Annotated in this window: 27 protein-coding genes; 14 read left to right on the forward strand and 13 right to left on the reverse strand. The window is 70.1% G+C overall.

Annotated elements, in window-relative coordinates; genetic code table 11:
• Positions 1-29 precede the first annotated feature (29 nt).
• Together QO011_RS17110 and QO011_RS17115 are read left to right on the forward strand one after the other, a co-directional pair.
• Positions 30-260, forward strand: coding sequence for a type II toxin-antitoxin system CcdA family antitoxin (locus QO011_RS17110; protein ID WP_307274381.1), 231 nt, complete (start codon positions 30-32; stop codon positions 258-260).
• The gene (locus QO011_RS17115) at positions 257-574 is read left to right on the forward strand and encodes a CcdB family protein (RefSeq protein ID WP_307274383.1); all 318 of its coding nucleotides are present in this window, start codon (positions 257-259) and stop codon (positions 572-574) included. The genes QO011_RS17110 and QO011_RS17115 overlap by 4 nt, the downstream gene beginning before the upstream one ends.
• Positions 575-584: 10 nt before the next feature.
• On the opposite strand, the gene QO011_RS17120 is transcribed toward QO011_RS17115, so the two are convergent.
• Positions 585-2228, reverse strand: coding sequence for an acyl-CoA dehydrogenase family protein (locus QO011_RS17120; protein WP_307274384.1), 1644 nt, complete (start codon positions 2226-2228; stop codon positions 585-587).
• 171 nt (positions 2229-2399) lie between these two features.
• Here QO011_RS17120 and QO011_RS17125 point away from each other — a divergent pair, with 171 nt between their 5' ends.
• From QO011_RS17125 to QO011_RS17135, 3 genes are all read left to right on the forward strand, one after another.
• A complete protein-coding gene (locus QO011_RS17125; protein ID WP_307274387.1) occupies positions 2400-4244 on the forward strand; it encodes a monovalent cation:proton antiporter-2 (CPA2) family protein in 1845 nt (614 codons plus the stop codon).
• Positions 4245-4303: 59 nt separating this feature from the next.
• Positions 4304-5680 (forward strand): MATE family efflux transporter, encoded by a 1377-nt coding sequence (locus QO011_RS17130; protein WP_307274389.1) that lies wholly within the window; start codon positions 4304-4306, stop codon positions 5678-5680.
• Between the two features lie 160 nt (positions 5681-5840).
• Positions 5841-6575: a DUF937 domain-containing protein gene (locus QO011_RS17135; protein WP_307274391.1), complete on the forward strand. Its 735-nt coding sequence runs from the start codon at positions 5841-5843 to the stop codon at positions 6573-6575.
• Positions 6576-7122: 547 nt separating this feature from the next.
• Here the strand turns inward: QO011_RS17135 and QO011_RS17140 are convergent.
• Positions 7123-7470: a DUF1127 domain-containing protein gene (locus QO011_RS17140; RefSeq protein WP_307274393.1), complete on the reverse strand. Its 348-nt coding sequence runs from the start codon at positions 7468-7470 to the stop codon at positions 7123-7125.
• Positions 7471-7668: 198 nt separating this feature from the next.
• On the opposite strand from QO011_RS17140, the gene QO011_RS17145 reads away from it, so the two are divergent.
• Positions 7669-8550: a LysR substrate-binding domain-containing protein gene (locus QO011_RS17145; RefSeq protein ID WP_307274395.1), complete on the forward strand. Its 882-nt coding sequence runs from the start codon at positions 7669-7671 to the stop codon at positions 8548-8550.
• 4 nt (positions 8551-8554) lie between these two features.
• Positions 8555-8899 carry a cupin domain-containing protein gene (locus QO011_RS17150; protein ID WP_307274397.1) on the forward strand — a complete coding sequence of 115 codons (345 nt, stop codon included), beginning with the start codon at positions 8555-8557 and terminating at the stop codon, positions 8897-8899.
• Positions 8900-8904: 5 nt separating this feature from the next.
• Here the strand turns inward: QO011_RS17150 and QO011_RS17155 are convergent, their stop codons facing one another.
• From QO011_RS17155 to QO011_RS17175, 5 genes are all read right to left on the reverse strand, one after another.
• Positions 8905-10053, reverse strand: coding sequence for a nickel/cobalt efflux transporter (locus QO011_RS17155; RefSeq protein WP_307274399.1), 1149 nt, complete (start codon positions 10051-10053; stop codon positions 8905-8907).
• A gap of 8 nt (positions 10054-10061) precedes the next feature.
• Positions 10062-10343: a metal-sensing transcriptional repressor gene (locus tag QO011_RS17160; protein WP_307274400.1), complete on the reverse strand. Its 282-nt coding sequence runs from the start codon at positions 10341-10343 to the stop codon at positions 10062-10064.
• Between the two features lie 67 nt (positions 10344-10410).
• Positions 10411-10953, reverse strand: coding sequence for a GNAT family N-acetyltransferase (locus tag QO011_RS17165; RefSeq protein ID WP_307274402.1), 543 nt, complete (start codon positions 10951-10953; stop codon positions 10411-10413).
• A 92-nt stretch (positions 10954-11045) separates the two neighbouring features.
• The gene (locus QO011_RS17170; RefSeq protein ID WP_307274404.1) at positions 11046-11648 is read right to left on the reverse strand and encodes a DUF4291 domain-containing protein; all 603 of its coding nucleotides are present in this window, start codon (positions 11646-11648) and stop codon (positions 11046-11048) included.
• A gap of 44 nt (positions 11649-11692) precedes the next feature.
• Positions 11693-12352: an NUDIX hydrolase gene (locus QO011_RS17175; RefSeq protein WP_307274406.1), complete on the reverse strand. Its 660-nt coding sequence runs from the start codon at positions 12350-12352 to the stop codon at positions 11693-11695.
• A gap of 94 nt (positions 12353-12446) precedes the next feature.
• Here QO011_RS17175 and QO011_RS17180 point away from each other — a divergent pair, with 94 nt between their 5' ends.
• The 3 genes from QO011_RS17180 (at position 12447) to QO011_RS17190 (ending at position 16664) form a co-directional block, all read left to right on the forward strand.
• A complete protein-coding gene (locus QO011_RS17180) occupies positions 12447-13352 on the forward strand; it encodes a hypothetical protein (RefSeq protein ID WP_307274408.1) in 906 nt (301 codons plus the stop codon).
• Between the two features lie 10 nt (positions 13353-13362).
• Entirely contained in the window at positions 13363-14541 is a 1179-nt protein-coding gene (locus QO011_RS17185; protein ID WP_307274409.1) for an adenylosuccinate synthetase, read from the forward strand.
• 101 nt (positions 14542-14642) lie between these two features.
• Positions 14643-16664, forward strand: a complete 2022-nt coding sequence (locus tag QO011_RS17190) for a methyl-accepting chemotaxis protein (RefSeq protein WP_307274411.1) — start codon at positions 14643-14645, stop codon at positions 16662-16664.
• Positions 16665-16829: 165 nt separating this feature from the next.
• Here QO011_RS17190 and QO011_RS17195 read toward each other — a convergent pair whose 3' ends face one another.
• The 5 genes from QO011_RS17195 to QO011_RS17215 all read right to left on the reverse strand — a co-directional run bounded on the left by QO011_RS17195 (position 16830) and on the right by QO011_RS17215 (position 20798).
• On the reverse strand, positions 16830-17090 hold the full coding sequence (locus QO011_RS17195) for a PilZ domain-containing protein (protein ID WP_307274413.1): 261 nt from the start codon (positions 17088-17090) through the stop codon (positions 16830-16832).
• A gap of 99 nt (positions 17091-17189) precedes the next feature.
• Positions 17190-18143 carry a DMT family transporter gene (locus tag QO011_RS17200; RefSeq protein ID WP_307274415.1) on the reverse strand — a complete coding sequence of 318 codons (954 nt, stop codon included), beginning with the start codon at positions 18141-18143 and terminating at the stop codon, positions 17190-17192.
• Between the two features lie 88 nt (positions 18144-18231).
• Positions 18232-19602 carry a glutamate--cysteine ligase gene (locus QO011_RS17205; RefSeq protein ID WP_307274416.1) on the reverse strand — a complete coding sequence of 457 codons (1371 nt, stop codon included), beginning with the start codon at positions 19600-19602 and terminating at the stop codon, positions 18232-18234.
• Between the two features lie 131 nt (positions 19603-19733).
• Positions 19734-20099 (reverse strand): septal ring lytic transglycosylase RlpA family protein, encoded by a 366-nt coding sequence (locus QO011_RS17210; RefSeq protein WP_307274418.1) that lies wholly within the window; start codon positions 20097-20099, stop codon positions 19734-19736.
• Between the two features lie 327 nt (positions 20100-20426).
• Positions 20427-20798 carry a septal ring lytic transglycosylase RlpA family protein gene (locus QO011_RS17215; protein ID WP_307274420.1) on the reverse strand — a complete coding sequence of 124 codons (372 nt, stop codon included), beginning with the start codon at positions 20796-20798 and terminating at the stop codon, positions 20427-20429.
• Between the two features lie 320 nt (positions 20799-21118).
• Between QO011_RS17215 and QO011_RS17220 the strand changes: the two genes are divergently transcribed.
• From QO011_RS17220 to QO011_RS17230, 3 genes are all read left to right on the forward strand, one after another.
• On the forward strand, positions 21119-22060 hold the full coding sequence (locus QO011_RS17220) for a mitochondrial fission ELM1 family protein (RefSeq protein ID WP_307274422.1): 942 nt from the start codon (positions 21119-21121) through the stop codon (positions 22058-22060).
• Positions 22061-22079: 19 nt separating this feature from the next.
• Entirely contained in the window at positions 22080-23042 is a 963-nt protein-coding gene (gene trxB / locus QO011_RS17225; RefSeq protein WP_307274423.1) for a thioredoxin-disulfide reductase, read from the forward strand.
• Between the two features lie 99 nt (positions 23043-23141).
• The gene (locus QO011_RS17230; protein WP_307274424.1) at positions 23142-24032 is read left to right on the forward strand and encodes a LysR family transcriptional regulator; all 891 of its coding nucleotides are present in this window, start codon (positions 23142-23144) and stop codon (positions 24030-24032) included.
• Positions 24033-24296: 264 nt separating this feature from the next.
• On the opposite strand, the gene QO011_RS17235 is transcribed toward QO011_RS17230, so the two are convergent.
• On the reverse strand, positions 24297-25034 hold the full coding sequence (locus QO011_RS17235; protein ID WP_307274425.1) for a 16S rRNA (uracil(1498)-N(3))-methyltransferase: 738 nt from the start codon (positions 25032-25034) through the stop codon (positions 24297-24299).
• Between the two features lie 98 nt (positions 25035-25132).
• Here QO011_RS17235 and QO011_RS17240 point away from each other — a divergent pair, with 98 nt between their 5' ends.
• On the forward strand, positions 25133-25591 hold the full coding sequence (locus QO011_RS17240; protein ID WP_307274427.1) for a hypothetical protein: 459 nt from the start codon (positions 25133-25135) through the stop codon (positions 25589-25591).
• Position 25592: the final 1 nt, after the last annotated feature.

Consider the following 25592-nt stretch of genomic DNA (forward strand, 5'->3'; position numbering starts at 1 on the left):
GCTGGTAGACTCCCTATCCGGAGATTGCCATGACCACTGCGCGCAAGAAGGCTGTCAACGTGAGCCTGGATGCCGATTTGGTCGTGCAGGCGCGGGCCTATGGCATCGGCCTGTCCCAGACTCTTGAAGAGGCGTTGAGAGAGAAGGTGCGCCAGTCCCGTCTGGAGCAGTGGCAACGGGAGAACCGCGAGGCCTTCGAAGCCCAGAATGCCGAGCTTGCCGACCACGGTCTTTGGTCCGACGGCGCCCGCCTGTGGTGAGCTCGCCGCGTCGGTTCGACATCATCCGAAACGGATCCGCAACGGCCGACAGGCGCCCTTTCCTGATCGTGCTTCAGAGCGACGATCTCGGATCGATGGAGACACGCGTTGTCGCGCCGTTGGCACGGATTCCGCCGTTCAGGCCCATCCGGATCCTGCAGCCGGTGATCGAGATCGTCGGAGCAGATCATGCCTTGGTCGCCAACGAGATGGCCGCCGTGCCCCGGAAGATGCCGGGCCCGATCGTCTCGTCGGGGCGCCACTGCCGCTACGAGATTTTGCGGGCTATCGACCTGATCTTCACCGGCGTTTGATTCCGCTGCCTCACGCCACCCTCGCCCGCGCAATGATCGGATCGAGCGCCAGGCCGGCCGGCAGGGCGCCGTAGCAGCCGCGCATGCCGCCGCCGATGCGGGCGGCGACGAAAGCCTCGCCGATCGGGGCCGGGGCATGGCGCAGCAGCAGCGAGGCCTGCAGCGCCAGCGCCATGTCCTCCACCAGCCGGCGCGCCGTCGCCTCGGCGCCGGCGAGATCGGCGAGGGCGGCATCGAGGCCGTCGAAGAAGCGGTCGAAGGCCGGCAGGGCGCCACGCGCCGCCTGTGCCTCCCCCCGCCAGGCCGTCAGCGCGCCGGGCTCGCGGCCGAGCGCCCGCAGCACGTCGAGGGCGTTGACGTTGCCCGAGCCTTCCCAGATGGCGTTGACCGGCGCCTCGCGGTAGAGCCGCGCCATCGGCGCCTCCTCGACATAGCCGTTGCCGCCGAGGCATTCCAGCGCCTCGTAGGCGTGGCCCGGCAGGCGCTTGGTCACCCAGAACTTGGCGAGCGCCGAGCCGATGCGCGCGAAGGCCCGCTCCGCCTCGTCGGCGCCGTCGAAGGCACGCGCCACCCGCATCACCAGCGCCAGCGCCGCCTCCGCCTCCAGGGCGAGGTCGGCCAGGACGGCGCGCATCGCCGGCTGGTCGATGAGCAGGCGTCCGAAGGCCGAACGATGCGCCGCGTGGTGCGCCGCCTGCACCACGCCCTGGCGCATCATCCCGGCCGAGACCACGGCGGCGTCGAGCCGGGTATGGCGCACCATCTCCATGATGGCGGCGATGCCGCGGCCCTCCTCGCCGATGCGCTGCGCCCAGGCGCGATCGTACTCGATCTCGGCCGAGGCGTTGGAGCGGTTGCCGAGCTTGTCCTTGAGCCGCTGCAGCAGGATGCCATTGCGCGTCCCGTCCGGCCGCCAGCGCGGCACGAGGAAGCAGGTGAGGCCGGCGCCCGTCTGCGCCAGCGTCAGGAAGGCGTCGGACATCGGCGCCGAGCAGAACCATTTATGGCCGGTCAGAGCATAGGAATCGCCCTCCAGCAGCACTGCCCGCGTGGTGTTGGCGCGCACGTCCGAGCCGCCCTGCTTCTCCGTCATCGCCATGCCGATGGTGGCCGACCCCTTCGCGGCCACCGGGACGGCGCGCCCGTCATAGCCGCGCCCGAGCACCAGCGGCACCAGCCCCTCGAGCGCCGGCGCCTGGCGCAGCGCCGGCACGCCGGCATAGGTCATGGTGATCGGGCAGCACACGCCCGCCTCGACCTGGGTCAGCATATATTCGAGCGCCGCATGCGCCACATGGGCGCCGGGGCGGGCGGCGGTCCAGGGCAGGGCGTGGATGCCGGCGCCGAGGCCGAGCGCCATCAGCGCGTGATAGGCGGGATGATACTCCACCTCGTCGAGGCGCCGGCCGTAGCGGTCGAAGCTCTTGAGCTGCGGGGGGAAGCGGTTGGCCGCCTCGCCGAGCGCGATCGTCTCCTCCCGGCCGAGCACGGCGCCGAAGGCGCTGGCCTCGGCCTCGGCCCAGCCGGCGCCCTCGCGCCGCAGCGCTTCCGTCAGGCCCGGATCGGTCTCGAACAGGTTGACGTCCACGAGCGGCGGCGGCTGGTTGGCCACCATGTGGGTCGGGAGCGCGGAGGTCGGGGCGCGGGCGGTCATGGCGGGCTCGCGGGTTGCTGGCGCCGGCCATTATGACACGGACGCGCCGAAAACCCTTGCCGCGCCGCGCAGCGGGCGGCGGCGTTGCGGTGGCGCGACGCCGCGGTGCAGACTATATCGCGGTTCATCGCCTCCGTTCGGCCTCCCGCCCCTCCGTCCGACAGGAATTCCATGCATCACGCCAGTGCCAGCTTCCTGCCGAGCCTGCTGCTCTTCCTCGGCGCGGCCGTGGTCGCCGTGCCGGTGTTCAAGCGCATCGGGCTCGGCGCGATCCTGGGCTATCTCGTCGCCGGCGTCGCCATCGGCCCGTCGGGCCTGCGGCTCTTCACCGACACCGACACGATCCTGCAGATCGCCGATCTCGGCATCGTGCTGCTGCTGTTCGTCATCGGCCTGGAGCTGCAGCTCAGCCGCCTGCTCGCCATGCGCCGCGACATTTTCGGTCTCGGCGCGCTGCAGCTCGGGCTCTGCGCTCTCGGCCTCGGCGCCGTGGCGGCGCTGCTCGGCCTCTCCGTGCTGGGCGCGGCGGTCGCCGGCATCGCCCTGGCGCTCTCGGCCACGGCCATCGCCCTGCAGGTGCTGAACGAGCGCGGCGAGCTGCAGGCGCCCTACGGCCAGCGCAGCTTCGCCGTGCTCCTGTTCCAGGACATCTCGATCGTGCCGATCCTGGCGCTGGTGCCGCTGTTCGCGGTCGAGGTGGCGCATGACGAGGCCTCCGTCTCCGGGCTGGTCGACGCCGGCATGAAGGTGGGCGCCGTCGCGGTGGTGGTGCTGGTCGGGCGCTACCTGCTCAATCCGATGTTCCGCATTCTCGCCAACACCGGCGCGCGCGAGGTGATGACCGCCGCGGCGCTGCTCCTGGTGCTGGGCACCGCGCTGCTGATGCAGTTCGCCGGCATGTCCATGGCGCTCGGTGCCTTCCTCGCCGGCGTGCTGCTGGCCGAATCGAATTTCCGCCACGAGCTCGAGGCGGATATCGAGCCCTTCCGCGGCCTGCTGCTCGGCCTGTTCTTCATGGGTGTCGGCATGGCCATCGACGGGCCGCTGGTGCTCGCCCATTGGCCGCTGCTGGCCGCGCTGGCGATCGGCCTCGCCGTGGTCAAGTCGGCGCTGGTCGCCGGCCTGTTCAAGCTCACCGGCTCGCCCTGGCGCGATGCGTTCAGGGCCGGCGTGGTGCTGTCGCCGGCGGGCGAGTTCGCCTTCGTCCTGATCCCGCTCGGTCGCGCCTCCGGCTTCCTCGAGGCCGAGCAGGCCGGCCTGCTCTCGGCCCTGGCGGCGACGACGATGCTCATCGGGCCGCTGGTCATGGTCGGCTCCGAGCGCCTGCTCAAGCGCTTCCGCCCGCCGGACCCGACCCGCGACGAGGACTTCTCCGACGCCCATGGCCGGGTGCTGATGATCGGCTTCGGCCGCTTCGGCCAGATCGTGGCGCAGATCATGCGCACCCAGGAGGTCGACGTCACCATCATCGACAACGACGTCGAGATGATCGATGTCGCGGCGCGCTTCGGCAGCAAGGTCTATTTCGGCGACGGCACCCGGCTCGACGTGCTGCGGGCCGCCGGCGCCGGGGAGGCGCGCATCATCTGCGTCATGATCGACGACCGGGCGGCGGCGGCGCGCATCGTCGAGCTGGTCAAGGCGGAATTCCCCCTGGCCAAGGTGCATGCCCGCGCCTATGACCGCCAGCACGCGCTGGCGCTCCTGGAGGCGGGGGTCGACTATTTCGTCCGCGAGACCTATGAGAGTGCCATGACCTTCGGGCGCCACCTCCTGGAGACGCTCGACGTGCCGGATGAGGAGGCCGAGGAGGTGATCGGCGACGTGCGCGAGCGCGACGCGGCCCGGCTCGCCGCCCAGATGCAGGGCGGCATCTATGCCGGCATGGATCTGATCAAGTCCCGCCGCGTGGTGCGGCCCGAGCCGCTCGAGGGCACCGGCCAGATCGGCGTCACCCTCAATGCGGATGCGATCCGCGCCGTGGAAGCGGCCAAGGAGGAGGAGGAGACGGGCTGAGGATCGACCCGGCGGGGGCACCCGCCTTCCGCCGGACCTCGCGACCGTCCACACGCCCGATGCCGGACAGCGCCACCACCCTCGACGCCGCCGCGCCGCCCGAGCGCGCGGCGCCCAAGTTCGTCCACGGCTCGACGGCCCGGCACGTCGTGGTCATGACCGCGACCGCCTCGCTCGGCCTGATGGCGATCTTCGTCGTCGACCTGCTCAACCTGTTCTACATCGCCCGGCTCGGCGACACCGTGCTGACCGCGGCGGTCGGCTATGCCTCGACCATCCTGTTCGTCACCACCTCGATCTGCATCGGCCTGATGATCGCCACCGGCGCGCTGTGCTCGCGCGCGCTCGGGGCCGGCGACCGGCCGCTGGCGCGGCGCCTCGCCGCCTCCTCGATCTTCTGGATGTTCGCGGTCACCATGGCGGTCGCCCTGGTGTCGCTGCCGCTGATCCGGCCGATGCTCGCCGCGCTCGGCGCCATGGGGCGCACGCTCGATGTGGCCGCGACCTATCTCACCATCGCCACGCCGACCGTGCCGGTCATGGGCCTCGGCATGGCCTTCGCCGGAGTGCTGCGCTCGGTGGGCGATGCCCGGCGCGCCATGTATGTGACGCTGTCGGGGGCCGTGGTCGCGGCCGTGCTCGATCCGCTCCTGATCCTGTTCCTCGGCTGGGGCGTGCCGGGCGCCGCCGTCGTGCTGGTGTTCTCGCGCCTGGTGGTGGCCTATGTCGGCTATCGCGGGGCGGTGCGCCTGCACGACCTCGTGGCCCGGCCGACGCTCGCCGCGGCCCGTGCCGATGCGCCGGCGATCGCCGCGATCGCCGGGCCGGCGGTGCTGGCCAACCTCGCCACGCCCGTCGCCGCCGGCTACATGACGGCGGTGCTGTCGCCGTTCGGCGATGCCGCCATCGCCGCCAATGCGGTGATGGGGCGGCTGGTGCCGGTATGCTTCGGCGCGGTCTTCGCGCTCTCGGGCGCGGTCGGCCCGATCCTCGGCCAGAATCTCGGCGCCGGGCGGCTCGACCGGGTGCGCCGCACGCTCACGGATTCCTTCCTGCTCGTCACCGCCTATGTCGTCGCCGTCTGGGTGGTGCTGGCCCTGGCGCGCCACGGCGTGGTGGCGGTGTTCGGCATCACCGACCGCGGCGCCGCGGCGCTGGTCGAGTTCTTCTGCCTGTTCGTCGCAGGCTCCTGGGTGTTCCACGGCCTGCTCTTCGTCGCCAATGCCGCCTTCAACAATCTCGGCTTTCCCCTCACCTCCACCGGCTTCAACTGGGGCAAGGCGACGCTCGGCACCGTGCCCTTCGCCATGGCCGGCGCCGCCTGGTGGGGCGCGGAGGGAGCGCTGGCCGGGCAGGGCGTCGGCGCCGTGCTGTTCGGCCTCGCCGCCGTCCGGGCCGCCTATCGGGCGGTCGGCCGCCTCGCAGTCGGCGATTGAGGCCGAAGTGTTTTTGCGATTCGGCGACCTCGCCGAGTCTGGCAAAGACGCGTCGAAACAAAGCGCTGGAGCAAAGCCGCGTTTCCGCCCGAACGCGCTTTGCTCCAGGAGGCTTCCGGCATAGCCTGCGCGGGACAAGACCAGCGCGGGAGGGCGCCCCATGACCAATCTCTACGAGATCCTGCAGAACGCCCAGGGCGGCCAGGCGATGGAGAACCTCGCCCGCCAGTTCAACCTGTCGCAGCAGCAGACGCAGGCCGCGGTCGAGGCGCTGCTCCCCGCCTTCTCCATGGGTCTGAAGCGCCAGGCCGGCGACCCGGCGGCGGCGCCGAACCTGTTCGGCCTGATGGGCGGCGTCAGCCCCGAGGCCTTCCAGAATCCGATGGCCGCCTTCACGCAAGTGCAGGCCCAGGGCAACGAGGTGCTCGGCGCCCTGTTCGGCTCCAAGGATGCCAGCCGTGCCGTCGCGGACCAGGCGGCGGCGCTCAGCGGCGTCGGGTCTGCCGTGCTCAAGGCGATGCTGCCGGTCCTCGCCGCCATGCTGATGGGCGGCCTGCAGAAGACCGCGACGACGCAGCCCGGCCTGCAGGACGTGTTCGGCCAGGTGCTCGGCGGCCTGTTCGGCGGCCAGGCCGCCCCGCAGGCGCCCCAGCCGACGCCGCAGGTCCAGCCCAACCTCAACGGCGGCGGCCTGCTCGGCGCCATCCTCGGCTCGCTGTTGCAGCAGGGCGTCCAGCAGGCCCAGCCCGCCGCGCCGCCGCCCCAGGCCGCGCCGCCGTCGCAGCCCTCGCCGGCGGACGTGCTTGGCGGGATGTTCGAGACCGGGCGGCAGATGCAGCAGGCGCATCTCGACTCCCTGCAGACGATCTTCGACAGCTTCCTCGGCAAGAAGTAATCGCGACACCCGCGGTGTTCGCCGCGACACCCGCGGTGTTCGCGTGGATGGCCGGGTCAAGCCCCATAGGCGCTAAGATAAGGTCTGCCGGGAGGCAAATATCGCGCTGTGCGTGACGCGCCTTTGTAAGATTTGCACGACGCCTGTGCCCTCCCTCCCCCTTGTGGGGAGGGATAAAGGGTGGGGGTCGTGGGCATAAGTCTCGACATATCCTGATGGACCCCCACCCCTAACCCCTCCCCACAAGGGGGAGGGGATTGATCGACGTCGCGCCCAACTGGCTACTGCGTTCTTATCTTAGCGCCTATGGGGTCAAGCCCGGCCATGACGTCGAGGGTGGCGCCGCCGTCGTCGTTCCTGCCGCAACCGTTCCGTCATGGCCGGGCTTGACCCGGCCATCCACGCGAACGCAGTCAGAACAGAACGAAACACCCCCGCGTTGAGTCCCCAAGAAAAAAGCCCGCTTCTGGTGAAGCGGGCTTGCAGTTGCGGGGCCAGAGAGACCCCCGGGTTTCCGTCGCAGGGGAGCGCCGGAACGGAGAAATGCCTAGAGGCAGCGCTCGGCCGGGCGGGTGCCGGAGCCGTCCGGCTCGGACGCCAGGCCGAGAAGATTGTCGCGCGCGGCGGCGCGGGCGGCGGCCCGCCGTTCGACGGACCAGATCAGCAGCCGGGCCGAAGGATCGCGCCACAGCGGCTCGGCGAGCGCGCCGTGCACGTCCATCGGCGTCAGGCCGAGATCGCGCAGCATGCCGGGGTCGGCCTCCAGGAGGCTCGCGACTTGCCGGCGATTTTTCAGGGCCGTGAGAATGCGCCCGACGCCACGGACCACCGTGCGCGCCGCTGCCGCCACCGAGGCGACGAAACCGGACGAGGAACGGGACGTGATCGCGGACATGGGACTCTCCATCGGTGCCGGAGACGAGCCGGCTAAGGCTGATTGCTCAAGACAACTCATCACCTTTTCTGAACGATCGCAGGATCGCAGAAGGGTATTGATCAATCAAACGAATGTTTCTAATGTTGAGCATCAACGTCGCTTATGGTGCCGCCGCGGCGTCTCCCGCCGGCCGGGCGGCCCGCAGGGAGCTTGCCCATGGCCGTGCTTCTCGACATCGACCAGCTCAGGACCTTCATCGCCATTGCCGAGACCGGCAGCTTCACCAAGGCGGCGGAGGCGGTCTACAAGACCCAGTCCGCGGTTTCCATGCAGATGAAGCGGCTGGAAGAGCGCATCGGCAAGGCGATCTTCGAGCGCGACGGCCGCGCCTCGAAGCTGACCGAGGACGGCGAGCGCCTGCTCGACTATGCCCGGCGCATCGTCAAGCTCAACATGGACGCGATCAACGCCTTCTCCGAGACCGAGCTCACCGGACGGGTGCGCCTCGGGGTGCCGGACGACTATGCCGACCGCTACCTGCCGGAGATCATGGCCCGCTTCTCCCAGTCCAATCCGCGGGTCGAGGTCACCATCGTCTGCGAGCCGACGCCGATGCTGGTCGACCGCATCCTGGCCTCGGACCTGGACCTGGCCATCATCACCCATGTCGAGCACAAGGGGCCGGCGGAGTTCATCCGCCACGAGCGCCTGCTCTGGGTGACCTCCAACCGCCATTCCGTGCACGAGGAGACGCCGGTGCCGCTCGCCCTCGGCCGGGTCAACTGCAACTGGCGGCAGGCGGCGATCGACCGGCTGGAGACGCTCGGCCGCGCCTATCGCGTGCTCTATTCCAGCTGGAACTCCACCGCGGTCGGCGCCGCCGTCCTGGCGGGCCTGGCCGTCTCCGTGCTGCCGGAAAGCGCCATCCGTCCCGGCATGCGCGTGCTCGGGCCCTCCGACGGCTACCCGCCGCTGCCCTCCTGCAAGATCGGCCTCCTGCGCAACTGGCGCGAGCGCACCTCGCTGGCCGACGCGCTCGCCGACCTGATCATCCAGAGCCTCGACAACCTGGCCAGCCAGTCCGAAGCGGCGGAGTAGGGGGATGAAGGACTGGATCCTGCCGCTCCGGCATTTCCGCGATGAGCTCGGCCGCGACGGCAAGCCCTTCTTCGTCGGCATGGCCCACGGCTCGATGACGGTGGAGCTCTACAAGCCGGTCGGCCGCGACCCCCAGCAGCCGCACGAGCAGGACGAGCTCTATTTCGTCGTCGCCGGCACCGGCACCTTCTTCAAGAACGGCGAGCGGCGCCCCTTCGCCCCCGGCGACGTCATCTTCGTCGAGGCCTGGGCCGAGCACCGCTTCGAGGATTTCTCCGAAGGTTTCGAGACCTGGGTGGTGTTCTGGGGGCCGAAGGGCGGGGAAGCAGGCCTGCCCGCCGCCGGGTGAGCGGCTCAGCCGCCCGGCAAGGCCCGCGCGGCCAGCTCGGCCCAGCCGTGATAGCCGACATAGAGGCCGACGGCGATGATCAGGATGCCGGAGACATAGGGGGCCCGCCGAGCCAGGCCGCCGAACCATGACCAGCGCCTGGTCGCCTGGCGCACGCTCAGGGCTGCCGCGGCGCCGACGGTGACGAGGGTGATGGCGAGCCCGATCGAGAAGCAGAGCACCAGGACGAAGCCGAGGCTGAACTGCTTGATCTGCAGGCAGAGCAGCAGCACCGTGATCGCGGCCGGGCAGGGGATCAGGCCGCCGGTCAGGCCGAAGATGACGATCTGCCAGGTGGTCACGCTGCGATCGGCGAACCTGCGACGGATGTCGTCGGCGTGCGCCAGCTCGTGGGCGTCCCGATAGCCGTCCGTGGCGACCTCCAGCCCGCGCGACGCCTCGTGCATGGGGCCGTGGCCCTCGACGAAGGTCAGGTCGTAGTCATGGCTATGGCCGCCGTGGCCGAGGCTGACGCGCGCCGTGAATGCGTGCGGCTCGGGGATCTCGTCGATCGATTCGAGATAGGCGCCCTTGTCGGCGAAGGCGAAGGATTGCCGTGCGCCGTCCGGCCGCTCGGTGACGATCGCGACATCCCCCGCGGCCCAGGTGTGGCCGCGCTCGGTGCGGATGCGCCAGCGCGGCGGCACCCCGTCCTCGAACACCTCGACCGCGATCACGCCGTGTCCGGTGTCGATGCGGCGGATCGCCTCGCCGTGGCTGTGGCCGTGGCGGGCATGATCGTGATCGCCTGCCGCCGCCCTGGCCCGTCGCTGGTCCTCCCGGGTGCGCCACAGCATCCAGAGCGCGATGCCGATGATGATCGCGGCCGAGGCGAGCTGGAAATAGGGCTCGAACGTCTCGGCGTTCACGCCCTGCCAGAGATAGAGGCCGCCGAGCGCGATGGCCCAGACGACGAGGGTGTGCGACGCCGTGGCGGCGAGGCCCAGCAGCACGGCCTGCGTCACCGTTCCGCGGATTGCGACGATGAAGGCGGCCATCATCGTCTTCGAATGCCCCGGCTCCAGCCCGTGCAGGGCGCCGAGCAGGATCGCGCTCGGGACGAACAGCCACGCATGGGCGGAGCTCTGCTGCAGCAGATCGGCAAAGGACGGCATCGGGCAGCTCAGAGGTACTTGGTGATTTCCTTGAACTCGTCGATCGACCGGCGCTGGTCGCGCGCCAGCGGCCCGACGACGTCCTCGAGGCAATGGTCGAGATGATCCTGGATCAGGGTCTTCTTGGCCTGGGAGATCGCCTTCTCGACCGCATGGAGCTGCTGGGCGATGTCCAGGCAGGGCCGCCCCGTCTCGATCATCTCGATGATCCCCTTGAGATGCCCTTCGGCCCGCTTCAGCCGCTTGGCGATCTCGGGATGGGTCGCGTGGACGTGAGGATGTTTCTCCATGTGCCTATGCTATCCCCCTGGAGGGGATATGACAAGTGCGGGACCCGCCCTGCGGAGCGGGTGAGGCTCAGGCCGCCGTCCCGTCGTCGAAGCGATATTCGAGGTGGATGTCCCGCGGCTCGAGGGCGAACAGGTCCGGATCGGGCGTGGCCGCGAGCGTGCAGCCGCGGCGGCGATAGAAGTCGACGGTCGCCTGGCTCTCGGTCGCGGAGACATAGAGCCCGGCGGCGCCCCGCGCGCGGGCTGCGCGCAGGCACAGCCCGAACAGCTCGACCCCGAGGCCGCGCCCGCGGCAGGCGCTGCCGACATGCAGGAACATCAGCTGCAGGAGATCGCGGGAGGAGCCGCGCCCCAGCGTGTCCAGCACGGCGGCGCCGGCCAGCGCCGCTCCGTCGAAGGCGCCGAAGAAGGCTCCGCCCCGATCGTGGCAGGCCAGGAGCAGGGGCGTGTAGGCCTCGGGCTCGCCCGGCGGCCAGCCCCGCACGTCGTGGTGCTCGGGCGTGAGCACCAGGCGGCCCTCGCGCAGGACATAGATCGCATCGATGATCTCGGAACGGTCGATGGCCCAGAGCGTCCCGACCTCGTCGCGTCGCAGGAGGCGGATCTGCATGGTCGGGCTCCCCGGGGCGCGGCGCCGGTCCGATCCGCCGCCTCACCCGGGACATGCCCCAACCCGGCCTCGAGGGGAAGCCCGAGCCCCGTTCACGCCATCCGGTCGAGCGCCTGCTGGGCCTCCGGCCCGGGCGCGTAGGGGCGCTCCTGCGGCAGCAGGGCGCGGGCCTCCTCGAGCCGCCCGGCCGAGACATGGGCATGGACGGCATGCGCGAGCGGCGTGACGTCGGTGATCGCCCGGATCCAGCCGTCGACATAGCGACCGACCGATTCGCCGCCGAGACCGATCTGGATCGCCCGATGGTCGAGCGCCTGCAGATGCAGGTCGCGCTCGGGGTCCCACTGGATCCGCACCGGCGAGCGCTCCTTCATGCGCTCCCATTCGTCGTGCGTCATCGACGCCGGCGGCCTGCTCGGGCAGCTGTTCGCCAGCGCCCAGGCGAAACCCTCCCGGCTGATGTCGATGGCGAGGATGCGGTGCTGGTTCTTGTCCTTGAAGCCCCACCCGGCCCGATACATCATCCACAGGAAGGATGGCTTGATCCAGGTCATGCGCGTCCGGCTGAACGGCGGCGAGACGAAGGTGCCGCGCGCCAGCGCCGTGTCGGCGATCTCGTCGCGATAGGCCTGGTAGACCCGGATGGTGTGGGCGTCGTGGACGGCGCGGATCTGCCGTTGCGGGATCTGTCTCATGTCGGTCTCGGTTCCTGGCGGCGGAGCGTGGGCCCGGCGCGCGCTCACACCATGCGGTTGAATTCCTGCAGCGCCTCCTGCCGCAGCCGGTAGAGCCGGGCCGGCCGGTCGCTCGCCCGGCTGAAGGCGCCGGCGACCGGCTCGATCACCTGCAATTCGTCGATCTTGCGGCGGAAGGCGCTGTCGTTGAGGGCCATGCCGAGCACCACCTCGTAGATCTCCCGGAGCTGGGGCAGGGTGAAGTGCTCGGGCAGCAGGAAGGCCGGCAGCGAGGACCAGGCGCCCTTGTTGCGCAGCCGGCGCACGCCGGCGGCGACGATCCGCTCGTGATCGAAGGGCAGAGGCGGAATGGCCTCGACCGGGACGATCTCGCTGCCGCGCTCCAGCACCGGCGCCAGCCGGGCCTCCGGCACCAGCGCGTAATAGGCCACCGAGGCCGACCAGCCGCGCGGGTCGCGCCCGGGCCCCGAGAAGGTCGCGAGCTGCTCCAGGAACAGGCCGGCGAGGCCGGCCTTGTCCCGCAGCACCCGCCCCGCCGTCGCCAGCGTGTCCGCATCCTCGTCGACATGGACATAGCCGCCGATCAGGGCCGGCCGCCCGGCGAAGGGCTCGCGGTCGCGGCGCTGCAGGGCCACGCAGAGGTCGCTGCCGCGAATGGTGAACAGCACGACGTCGACGGTGAGGATCGGGCGGATCTCGTCCATGCCCCGACCTTAGAGTGTCGATGTGCAAAAAGCAACTTGCAATATGCAAATTACAATGATAGAGAAGACCATCGATGCAGCACAGGAGGATGCCATGGGACATGGACGCTGGGACGCCAATTCATGGGCGGGCTATGCCGCCCGCCATGCCGGCCGCGCCGCGCACGAGATCTTCAACGCCAGGCAGATGAACCCCGCCTTCGATCCCGCCCGGATCGTCCTGCGCGAATCCTGCGACAGCGCCGAGAATCCGGCCTCGACCGCCATCATCCTGGCGAGCGACGTCACCGGCTCGATGGGGCGGATCGCCGAGGTGATGATCCGCTCGGGCCTCGACACCACCATGCGTGAGATCTACGCCCGCAAGCCGGTCTCCGATCCGCATGTGATGGTGATGGCGGTGGGCGACGCCGAATGCGACCGCGCGCCGCTGCAGGCCACCCAGTTCGAGGCCGACATCCGCCTGGCGGAGCAGCTCGCCGGCCTGTGGATCGAGAGCGGCGGCGGCGGCAATGGCGGCGAGAGCTACCATCTGCCCTGGTACTTCGCCGCCACGCGCACCCGTACCGACTGCTTCGCCAGGCGCGGGCGCAAGGGCTATCTCTTCACCATCGGCGACGAGCCGATCCTCGGCGGCATCACGCCGCCCAATCTGCGGCGCGTGTTCGGCGACGAGGTGCGGCGGGGCCTGAGCTCGATGGAGCTGCTGGCGATGGCGCAGCAGAGCTACGAGGTGTTCCACATCCTCCTGACGAATGTCGGCTACGCGACGTCGCGCCTGGACGAGGTGTTGGCGACCTGGCAGCCCCTGCTCGGCGAGCGGGTGATCCGCTGCGACGACCACGAGCGCATCGCCGAGGTGATCGTCTCGGCCATCCAGGTGGCCGAGGGCGCCGACTGGACCTCCGTGGCGCAGTCCTGGTCGGGGACGACCGCCGCCACCGTCGCCAGGGCCGTCCAGGCCCTGAAGGCGCCGCCACTCGCCTGGTGGGACAGGTAGGCGCTTGGCCATGCCCATCACCGCAGAGGTCGTGATCGGTGCCGGCTACGGCGACGAAGGCAAGGGCCTCCTCACCGATGCCCTGGCCGCCCCCCTGGGCGCCGACGCCGCCGTCATCCGCTTCAACGGCGGCGCCCAGGCCGGCCACACCGTGCAGGCGCCGGACGGGCGGCGCCACGTGTTCCATCACGTCGGCAGCGGCGCCCTGGCCGGGGCGCGCAGCTTCCTGTCGCGCTTCTTCGTCGCCAACCCGATCCTGCTGCGCGAGGAGCTGGCCGTGCTGGCGGGGCTCGGCGTTCGCCCGCTCATGGCGATCGATCCGGCGGCCCCGGTGACGCTGCCCTTCGACATGATGCTGAACCAGATGGCCGAGCGGGCGCGGGGCGAGCGCCGCCACGGCTCCTGTGGCCTCGGCTTCGGCGAGACGCTCGAGCGCAGCCGGCACGAGGCCCTGCGGGTGGTCGCGGCCGATCTCGCCCGCGCCGGCCTGCGCGAGCGCCTCGAGCATGTCAGGCGCGCCTGGCTGCCGCAGCGCCTCGCCGCCCTCGGCCTGGAGCCGGCGGCCGAGGATGCGGCCCTGCTGGCGGACGAGCGCATCCTCGAGCGCTGGCTGGAGGATGCGGCGATCTTCGCCGATGCCGTCCCGGTCATGACCATCGACGCCGTGCCCGGCCGCATCGTCTTCGAGGGGGCGCAGGGCCTGATGCTCGACCAGGACCGCGGCGCCTTTCCCTTCGTCACCCGTTCCAACACCGGGCTGCGCAACGTCGTCGCCCTGGCGCGGGAGGCCGGCATCGACGGTCTCGACGTCACCTATGTCACCCGCGCCTATGTCACCCGCCACGGCGCCGGCCCGCTCGCCCACGAATTGTCCGGCGCGCCCTGGCCGGATGCGACCAACCTGCCCAATCCCTGGCAGGGCACGCTGCGCTACGGCACGCTCGACCTCGACGTGCTGCACCGGGCCGTCGCCGCCGATCTCGGCGATGCCGGCGGCCTCGCCGTCACGCCGCGCCTTGCGGTGACCTGCCTCGACCAGGTCGGCCCGGCCGTCGACTTCGTCGAAGGCGGCGTGCGGAGCTCCGCGGCGCCGGAGGCGCTGGCGCGCCGCCTCGCCGCGCGCCTCGGCGCCGCCTCCGTGCTCGCCGGCCGCGGCCCGACGCGGGCGGACCTCGCCCCGGTCGGCTGACGGCCGGCATTTTCGCCGGACCCACCAAATATTTACCTTGCTCGGGCAGAAGAGGGCACCGGCCGCAGCCGGCCCTCCCGCGATCCCGGCAAGGCCCCGCGATGACCCTGAGCATCGGCCGCAAGCTCGGCCTCTCCTCCGCCCTCGGCATCCTGCTCCTGGCCGGAATGATGGCGGCCCAGTTCCATCTCAACCGCACCATCCTCGACACCCATGCCCAGAGCATCGCGCAGGAGAAGATGCGCGCCGCCGCGGCCGGCGGCGCGGCCGGCCTGCGCGGGGCGCGCGCTGCCGGCCTCGACGTGCTGCTGGCGCGGAACACGGCCGCGCTGAAGCAGGCCTCCGCCGCCTTCGACGCCGACGCCGCCCGCGCCGACGCCGCCTTCGCGGCCGGCGCGGCGAGCGCCGCGGATCCGGCCAGCGCCGATCGGTTCGCCCGGCTGAAGGCGCTGCTCGGCGACTATCGTGCCACCCTGGCGGCGATCGCCGCCGACCAGGAGACCATCCTCACCCTCGGCGAGAAGCACCGGGCGCTCGAGGCGGCCTGGGACGAGAATTTCCAGGCCGTGATGCTCAACGTCCAGATCTTCGGGGCGAGCGCCGACAAGGACATCCCGGCCAGGCTCGCTGCCGCCAACGCCCTGGCGGCCCAGGCACGCATCGCCTTCTGGCGCTATCTCACCACCGGCGAGCAGGCGCTGCAGGCCAAGCTCGAGGGCTATGTCGACGGCGCGGCGACCCAGCTCGCCGACGTCAAGGCGCTCGACAAGGACGGGGTGTTCGCCGAGCAGCTCGATCCCCTGATCAAGGCCGCGGCCGACCTGAAGCCGGTGATCGCCGGCGCCGTGGCGGCGCGGCAGGACCAGGACGGCCTAGACGCCGGCAAGGCGCTGCCGACCATGGCGGCGGCGGACAAGCTGATCGGCGAGACGCTCTCGGCATCGGAGGCGAGCGCCGCGGCGGCCGTCGAGGCCACGGTCGAGGCCATCACCGCGGCCGGCCGCATCGCGCTCGGCGTCGGCGCCCTGGTCATGCTCGTGCTCGTCGGCTCGGCGCTGATGGCGATGCTGTCGGTCGCCCGGCCGCTCAGGCGGATCGCCGACGTGCTGCTGCGGCTCGGCCGGGGCGAGCGCGACATGGCCATCCCCTATGCCGGGCGCAGCGACGAGGTCGGCCGCACCGCGCAGGCCGCCGAGACCTTCCGCCGCAACCTCGTCGAGGTCGAGCGCCTGCAGGCCGAGCGCAGGCAGGCCGAGGCGCACCTCGCCGCCGAGCGCAGCGAAGCGATGCGCCTGCTGGCCGACGCCTTCGAGACCTCCGTCGGCGGCGTGGTCGCGACCGTGTCGAGCGCGGCGGGCCGGCTCGAATCCTCCTCGCGCGCCCTGACCGGGACGGCGGAAGGCACGGCGATGCAGAGCTCGGCCGCGACCCGCGTCTCGGACGAGGCGGCCGCCCATGTCCAGACCGTGGCGGCTGCGGCCGAGGAGCTCTCCGCCTCGGTCGACGAAATCGGCCGCCAGGTCGAACGCTCGGCCCGCATCGCGGCCGAGGCCGAGCGCGAGACCGGCGCCACCAGCCAGAAGGTGAAGGCGCTCGCCGCCGCGGCCGAGGGCATCGGCGACATCGTCAACCTCATCACCTCCATCGCCGGCCAGACCAACCTCCTGGCCCTCAACGCCACCATCGAGGCGGCCCGGGCCGGGGTGGCCGGGCGCGGCTTCGCTGTCGTTGCGAGCGAGGTCAAGATGCTGGCGGACCAGACCGGCCGGGCGACGCAGGAGATCGCCCAGCGCATCGGCGCCATCCAGGCCATGACCGGCGAGGGCGTCGCGGCGATCGGCGCCATCGCCGCCATCATCCGCGAGATCAGCGCGATCTCGGAGTCCATCGCCTCGGCGGTGACGCAGCAGGGCGCGGCGGCGAGCGAGATCGCCCAGAGCGTGCAGCAGGCCGCAGCCGGCACGGCGGAGGTGAATCGCAGCATCGCCGATGTGGCGCAGGCCGCCGCCGCTTCCAAGACCGAGGCGGCGGCGCTCTCCGCCTCGGCCGAGGACCTCGCCGGCCAGTCGGCCGTGCTGAGCTCGGAGATGGCGCGCTTCCTCGCCACCGTGCGCGCCGCCTGAGGCCAGAGCAAAGCGCGTTTCGGCGGAAACGCTGCCTTGCTCTGGCCTTTTGTTTCGACGCGTCTTTGCGATGCTTGGCGATTCCGCCAAGTCGCAAAACACTTTAGAGCAAAAACAAAGAGATAGGGTGCGGTCGATTCAACTTGAAGCGACGACGCTCCAGCGTCAGAGCGCGAAGCGCACGCCCATCTCGCTGCGCCGGCGCCAGACCACGTGGCACTTGCGGAACGGCTTGCCGGTGCGCGAGAGCTGCAGGATGAATTCGTCGGGCAGCGGCGTCTCGTCGACCACGTCGAGCCGGGCGCCGGTGTCGGATACGTCGTTCATCATGCACACGATCGGCGGCAGGGCCGGATCGTAGCGCAGCCAGACGGAATAGCTGACGGCGCGCCGGCGCGAGCGCCTGCTGTCCCTGGGATCCTTCATGGGCCGTCCCGGCCCGTGCCGTCGTCCATGGCCATTCCATGCCTGCGCGCGCGGCCATTGGCATGCCGCAGCCCCCCGTCCTCTGTGCGCGAGAGCCCGTTAATGGGCGCTTAAAGCGCCTCGGCGCGGCCGGGTCAGCATGAGCAGGTTGCCAACGATCACCAGCACCAGCCCGGCAATGGCCGGCCAGGTCCAGACATAGCCCTCGGCCACCGTCGAGATCGCCAGCGCCACCACCGGGTACATCACCGTGGAATAGCCGGTGCGGTCGGCGCCGATGCGCCCGAGCAGGGTCATGTAGGCGGCGAAGGCGAAGACCGAGGAGAAGAGCGCGGACCAGACCAGCGCCCCGAGATAGCGTGTCGTCGGCTCGATGATGAAGGCCTGGCCGCGCAGCAGGCTGAGCAGGATCAGGAACAGCGTGCCGTAGATCATGCCCCAGGTCGTGGCCGAGGCCACCGGCACGCCGCGGCGCTGGCCCGACACCGACACCATGGTGCCGAGGCAGAAGGAGAGCGTGCCGGCGACGCCGAGGCCGAGGCCATGCCAGGCGGCGGCGGTGAACGCGGCGCCGAGCAGCTGCGGCGCGAACATCGCCGCGACGCCGGCAAAGCCCAGCACCGCCGCCGTGACCACGCGCGCGCCCGGCCGCTCGCCGAAGAACAGCGCCGAGAGCAGGATGTTGAACACCGCGGCGAGCGAGAACACCACGGCGAGCAGGCCCGACGGCGTCGACATGCCGCCATAGTAGAACAGCAGGAAATTGCTGGAGAACAGGGTGACGCCGAGGACGGCGAAGCGCAGATGCTCGCCGAGGGCGAAGCGGAGCGGCTGGCCGGTCAGCACCGTCCAGCCGACCATGATCAGGGCCGCGAGGGCGAAGCGCCAGACCAGGGAGACCTCGGGCGCGACCACGCCGAGCTGCAGGTGCAGCGCGATCCAGGACGAGCCCCACAGCAGCACGATGAGCGTGTAGAGGCCATAGTCGAAGGGGGCGAAGCCGCCGCCTCGGGCGGAGGGGCGTTCGGCCGCGAAGGCTCGCGCTTGGGACATGGCGCCCTTATCCCGCGCTCCGGCTGCCGCGTCCAACAACCGATAGGAATGGAAGGGATCGGTTTCGGTTATGCGCGGCGCCGTGCCTTCAATAGGCGTGCTCGTCGAACACCTTGTCGATGTCGCCGTTCCAGGCCCTCTGGTATTTTTCCAGGAGCGCGTCGGCTGACGTCACGCCGCTCGCCACGATCGCGTCGAGCCCGTCGAGGAAGAACGCCTCGGTCCGCCCCTGCCAGTCGAGGACGTTGCGCGCCTCCAGCCCGGCCCGGGCGATCTTCAGCACCTCGCGCGCCACCTCGCGCACGGTGCCGGTGCGGAACGGCGTCCTCAGGGCCTGGCGCGAGACGCTGTCGCGCAGCGCCTGGCGTTCGCCCTCGGTCCAGTCCTTGACCAGGTCCCAGGCGGCGTCGAGCGCGGTCTGGTCGTAGAGCAGGCCGACCCAGAAGGCCGAGAGCGCCGCCAGGCGGCCGGTCGGCCCGGCATCGGCGCCGCGCATTTCCAGGTAGCGCTTCAGCCGCACCTCGGGAAACAGCGTGCCGAGATGGTTGGCCCAGTCGGAGATCGTGGCCCGCTCGCCGGGAAGCTGCTCCAGCCGGCCCGCCAGCAGGTCGCGGAACGAGGCCCCGGCCACGTCGTGATAGGTGTCGCCGCGCTTGACGAAATAGAGCGGCACGTCCAGCGCCCAGTCGACATAGCGCTCGAAGCCCATGCCGTCCTCGAAGGCGAAGGGCAGCATGCCGGTGCGGTCGAGATCGGTGTGCCGCCACACTTCCGAGCGCATGGAGAGGAAGCCGTTCGGCCGCCGGTGCTGGAACGGCGAATTGGCGAAGAGTGCCGTCGCCAGCGGCTGCAGCGCCAGCGAGACGCGCAGCTTCTTGACCATGTCCGCCTCGGAGGCGAAGTCGAGGTTCACCTGGACGGTGGAGGTGCGGTACATCATGTCGAGACCCATGACGCCGACCTTGGGCATGTAGCGCGTCATGATCTCGTAGCGGCGCTTGGGCATGACCGGCGTCTGCGCCCGCGTCCACACCGGCGACATGCCCAGCGCCAGGAAGCGGATGCCGAGCGGCTCGCCGATCTCGTGCACCTGCGCCAGATGGGCGTGGATCTCCGAGCAGGTTTCGTGGATCGAGACGAGCGGCGCGCCGGAGAGCTCGAACTGGCCGCCCGGCTCCAGCGAGATGGCGCCGCCGCCGGTGACGTCGAGCATGCCGATGATGTTCTCGCCTTCCATGATCGGCTCCCAGCCGAGCATGTGGCGCAGGCCCTCCAGCAGGGCGCGGATGCCGTCCGGCCCCTCATAGGGCACGGGCGCGTGGCCGACGGCGCGGAATGGGAACTTCTCGTGCTCGGTGCCGATGCGGAAGGCGGCTTTCGGCTTCACGCCCTTCTCGATCCAGGCGACGAGGTCGTCGCGCGAGGAGACGGGCGCTGCATCGGTGACGTCACGAGCCATGGAGACAAGGTCCTGCAGAGAGGCGCGGACCATAGACACAGGGGCGCCGCAATTACAATCGGGCGGTGCGCAACCCGCCTCCGCGCCGGACCGCGTGGAGCGGCGGACCATGGGCCCGCCGCTCCGGCCGTTCAGGTCAGGCGCTCGATCTTCACCTTGGCGGTGCCGCTGCGCACGAAGTCCAGGGCGCGCGCGGCGCCGTAGGACAGGTCGAGCATGCGGCCGCGGACGAAGGGGCCGCGGTCCGACACCCGCACGACGACCGAGCGGCCGTTGCGCAGGTTGGTGACGGAAAGCTTGGTGCCGAAGGGCAGGCTGCGATGGGCTGCCGTCATGGCGTTCATGTTGAACCGCGTGCCATCTGCGCAGCGGCGGCCGTGAAACTCTCTGCCGTAATAGGATGCCATGCCGACAGAGCCGGCGAATGCCGGCACCGCTGAGGCCGCAACAGTGATGGCAACGGCACAAAGCTTCACAGTCGTCGTTAGTGACGTCATTCAGTCGATCTCTCGATTGTTGGAGGGATGTCGTCTGATCGTCGCCAAATGTGGTGATAAAATGAAATTAATTTAGAAAAATACCGAAAATAGACACTGATTTAATGATTTTTGAAGGATTTATGTGAATATATTCACAATATTATGGTGCATGATATCCGTATAAGCACGCGAAAGACGGTCAACGCCAACTGGTTGACTTATCAATCGCAATGATATTTGCTGAATTTGCAGACGCAGGTGAAATATTTCTGGATTTATACGAAGGCGCGGTCTGAGCATGAGTCGCCCGGCGTCGGGCTGCTCCGCGCCGCCGCGGCGGGCTCGTCAGAGCCGCTCGAGCTTCACCCGGGTGACGCCGGCGCGCACGAAGCCGAGGGCCTGCGCCGCGCCGTAGGAGACGTCGATGATGCGCCCGCGCGTGAACGGGCCACGGTCGGCGACCTCGACCACGACGCTGTGGCCGTTGCGGAGGTTGGTCACCTTGAGGCGGGTGCCGAAGGGCAGGCTGCGATGCGCGGCGGTGAGGCCCGTCATGCTGAAGCGGGCGCCGGCGGCGGTGCGCTTGCCGGCATGCTCGCGGCCGTAGAACGAGGCCATGCCGACATCGGCGGCGAGGGCGGGAAGCGCCAGGAGCGCGAAGCTCAGGGAGAGGAGGCTGGTCCCCCATGGCCTTGCGGGTCTTGCGCTGGCCGCCATGCGTATAGCCTCGTGCTTGTTGATGCCTGGGGCCTCCCTGACGACCAAATGTGTTCAAAAAGAGGACAGGGCTTTGTCGAGGCCGCTGGTATAGCCGCGATCTGCTTGCGGAAATACGTGCCGTCGACACCGCGACGACTCGCCGATCGTGCCTGATCTTGCGAATATAGTCTCATGGGATCGGCCGTCGGCTGATGCCGCGACGTCAAATGCCCGCCGCCTCCGTGGTGCCCCCCGGGCACGGGGCATCGGGCGGGCGCTTGCGTCCGGCGCGCGGTCATGGGAGGCGTCTGCGCGTCTTTCCTGCAACCAGCGTGACCATGCCCCTGATCCGGATCCTCAGCGACAGCAAGGCGGGCGACCTCGTGCAGTGCCGCGGCGTCGCCGAGGCGGTGGTGGAGGCCGTCGGCGGCACCATCGAGTATCGGTTCGTGCGCCCGCGCGCCGTCTTCGCCTGGACCATGCCCTGGAGCCTGCCGGACCCGCGCGACGCCGCGGCGCTGGCGCCGCCCTGGCCCGATCTCGCCATCGCCTCCGGGCGGCGGACCGTGCCCTATCTGAAGGCCCTCAAGCGGCGCTCGCCCGCCACCCTCACCGTGTTCCTGAAGGACCCCTATACCGGCCCAGGCACCGCCGATCTGATCTGGGTGCCCGAGCACGACCGCCGGCGCGGGCCCAACGTCATCGCGACGCCGACCTCGCCGCACCGCCTGACGCCGGCGAAGCTGACGGCCGCGCGCGTCGCGGCACGGCCGGAGCTCCTGGCGCTGCCGCAGCCGCGCGTCGCCGTGCTGCTCGGCGGCGCCTCCAGGGACGTGGCCTTCGGCGCCAAGGACATCGCCGCCTTCTCGGTCGAGCTCGCCCGGCTGGCCGAAAGCGGCGTCGGCCTGATGGTCTCGCCCTCGCGCCGCACGCCGCCGGCGCTGATCGCCGCCGTCCGCGCCGTGCTCGCCGGGCGGCCGGCCTTCGTCTGGGACGGCGAGGGCCGCAATCCCTATCTGGAGATGATGGCGCTCGCCGACTGCCTGGTCGTCACCGCCGATTCCGCCAACATGCTGAGCGAGGCGGCGATGACGGGAAGGCCGATCCTCGCCTTCGCGCCGGCCGGGCTGCCGTCGAAGCTGAAGAGCTTCCTGGACATCCTGACGCGACACGGAGCTGTGGCGAAGTTTGCCGGCCATCTTGAAAGTTTCACCTATCCACCCCTAGATTCCACACCTCTGATTGCGCGCGAGATCGTGTCGCGCCTGCGCCCCTCCTGAAGAGCTGCCCGGGAATCTCATGGCCGTGCGTCACGCCAAACTCATCATCCTCGGTTCCGGACCGGCCGGCTACACCGCCGCCATCTATGCCGCGCGCGCCAACCTGCAGCCCCTCCTGATCTCCGGGCTGCAGCCCGGCGGCCAGCTCACCATCACCACGGATGTGGAGAACTATCCCGGCTTCGCCGCGCCGATCCAGGGCCCCTGGCTGATGGAGGAGATGCGACAGCAGGCCGAGCATGTCGGCACCGAGATCGTCTCGGACCACATCGTGCGGGCCGACCTCGCGCACCGGCCCTTCCGCCTGGAGGGCGACGGTGGCGAGAGCTATACCTGCGATGCCCTGATCATCGCCACCGGCGCCCAGGCCAAGTGGCTGGAGCTGCCGTCGGAGCAGAGGTTCCGCGGCTTCGGCGTCTCGGCCTGCGCCACCTGCGACGGCTTCTTCTTCCGCAACAAGGAGGTCATGGTGGTCGGCGGCGGCAACACCGCGGTGGAGGAGGCGCTCTACCTCGCCAACATCGCCGCCAAGGTGACGGTCGTGCATCGGCGCGACCATTTCCGCGCCGAGAAGATCCTGCAGGACCGCCTGTTCCGCAATCCCAAGATCGCGGTGATCTGGAACGCCGCCGTCGACGAGGTGCGGGGCACCGAGGCGCCGCTCGGCGTCACCCATGTGGCGCTGCGCGACCTCCTGAGTGGCGACGTCTCCGAGCACGCGGTCGACGGCCTGTTCGTCGCCATCGGCCACAAGCCGGCCTCGGACCTGTTCGAGGGGCAGCTGCCGATGAAGCGCGGCGGCTACATCGTCACCGTGCCGGGCTCGACGACGACGTCCATACCCGGCGTCTATGCCGCCGGCGACGTCGCCGACGACGTCTACCGCCAGGCGGTGACCGCGGCGGGCCTGGGCTGCATGGCGGCGCTGGAGGCCGAGCGCTGGCTCGCGACGCGGGAGGAGCTGCGCGAGGCAGCGGAGTAGGCGAGGGGAGGCGCGGGGCAAATCACGCCTTCCCCGCGACATTTCCGTCATCTACAAGTCATTGGCGGTGGTGCCCGCAGGGCACCCGAAGGGGGAGTTATGGACTGGGACAAGCTGAAGGTCTTTCACGCGGCGGCGGAAGCGGGCAGCTTCACCCACGCCGGCGATGTCCTCGGCCTGTCCCAATCGGCGGTGAGCCGGCAGGTCTCGGCCCTCGAGGGCGAGCTGCGCACGCCGCTGTTCCATCGCCACGCCCGCGGCCTGATCCTCACCGAGCAGGGCGAGATGCTGTTCCGCACCACCCAGGAGGTGATGCTCAAGCTCGAATCGGCCCGCACCGCCCTCACCGACAGCCGCGAGCGGCCGAACGGCGAGCTCAGGGTGACCACGACGGTCGGCCTCGGCACCTATTGGCTGACGCCGCGCATCGGCGAGTTCCTCGACCTCTATCCCGACATCCGCCTGAAGATGCTCCTGACCGAGCAGGAGCTCGACCTCGGCATGCGCGAGGCCGACGTGGCGCTGCGCCTGCGCCAGCCCGAGCAGGGCGACCTGATCCAGCGGCGGCTGTTCACCGTGCATTTCCACATCTACGCCTCGCCCGAATACATCAAGCGCTTCGGCCAGCCCAAGAGCATCGAGGAAATCGACCGGCACCGCATCATCACCTTCGGCGGCACCGCGGGCAGCTTCATCCAGGAGATCAACTGGCTCAACACCGCCGGGCGCGATGCGCGCGACGCGCGCGAGCCGGTGTTCGAGATCAACAATCTCGGCGGGGTGAAGACGGCGGTCGAGCGCGGCGTGGGCCTCGCCGTGCTGCCCGACTATCTCGTCGGCCGCGACAGCGCCCTGGTGCAGGTGCTCACCGAGGCGGAGATGCCGCAGCTCGACACCTATTTCGTCTACCCCGAGGAAATGAAGAATCTCGCCCGCATCCAGGTGTTCCGTGACTTCCTGGTCGGCAAGGCGCAGCGCTGGGCGTTCTGATGCCCAGTTCTGCAGCATGATTAAAATTTAATCAGAAATGCTGCACATTCGCAAGGCAAGTGCATCCATGCGCATCACGCAATGCGGACATGTGCAAGCTGCCGTTGCCCGAAGCCGGAGCCGGCTCTATATCTCACCTTGTCGAGAGCGCGGGCCATCATCCTCCCGGTGGCGACCTGAGCTCTTGACGTTCCCCTCTGGATGGTGACTTTTGGACTTGTGTCCAAGCAACGGCTGGGTTCGTCCCGGCCGTCTTTTTTTGTCTCACCGCCAGTCGCCGCGCACCGCCTGCACCAGCGCCAGCGCCGCCACCGCCGCCGTGTCGGCTCGCAGGATGCGCGGGCCCAGGGCGATTCGCGTCACCGCCGGCAGGGCGAGCAGCGCCGTCCGTTCCTCGGCGTCGAAGCCGCCTTCCGGCCCGATCAGCACCGCCATCGGCCCGGGCGGCACGGCCGAGAGCGTGGCGACGGGGTCGGCGAGCGGGGCGTCCTCGTCGCAGAACACCAGCCGCGTCGCGCCGTCCCAATCCTCCAGCCGCCGGGCGAGCGGCGCCTCGGCCGCCACCTCGGGCACGGCGAGCACGCCGCACTGCTCGGCCGCCTCGACCACATTGGCACGCATCCGCTCCAGGTTGACGCGCGCGACCTGGGTGCGGCGGGTGATCACCGGCTCGATCGAGCCGGCGCCCATCTCCACCGCCTTCTGCACCATGTAGTCGAGCCGGGCGTGCTTGAGCGGCGCGAACAGCCAGCGCAGGGCCGGCCGCGGCGTCTGCGCCCGGGTCTGCCCCAAGAGCTCCAGCGCCAGGCGCTTGCCCTCGGTGCGGATGGTGGCGGCGAACTCGCCGTCCCGGCCGTTGAACACCATGAGGCGCTCGCCGCCGCGCAGACGCAGCACATTGCCGAGATAGTTCTGCTGGACCTTGTCCAGCGGCAGGACCGTCCCCTCCGCCATGGCGGCGTCGACGAACAGGCGGGCGGAACAGAAGTCGTAGCGCATCACGTTTGCGTCCCGGATCATCCGGGCCGGCGATAACATGGTACCGGAATTCTGGCGAGCGGGCCCGGAGTCGCCATGCCGCTGCCGCGATGTTGCGGGAAATGCCGGATGGCTATATCGAGTTGCGGTCTGATCGCGTGGGTGCACTTATGCTGCGTTTCCTCTCGGCCTCTTTGTTGACCGCGATGGTCTTCGCTGGCGCTCCGGCCTTCGCCAACGAATTCTGCGATAAGGAAATGGCGCCCCTGGTGCAGCAGCGCACCGCGCTGACCGCCAAGCTGAACGACATCGGCAAGCACGCCAAGCAGGCGGGCGCGCGCGAGAAATTCTGCGGCACCCTGACCACCTATATCGGCAACATCACGAAGTTCGTGAACTATATGGAGCAGAACAAGGACTTCTGCGGCATTCCGCAGGAGGCGATCGATTCCGCGCGCAAGGGCCTGGGGCAGAACCAGACCCTGCGCAAGCGGGTCTGCTCGGGCCCGCCGCCGGAGGCCAGGCCGGGCAACGGCAAGCCGGCCGTGCCGCAGCCGCCGGTCGAGCTGCGTCTGCAATAGC

The organism is Labrys wisconsinensis (assembly GCF_030814995.1).
Lineage (GTDB): Bacteria > Pseudomonadota > Alphaproteobacteria > Rhizobiales > Labraceae > Labrys > Labrys wisconsinensis.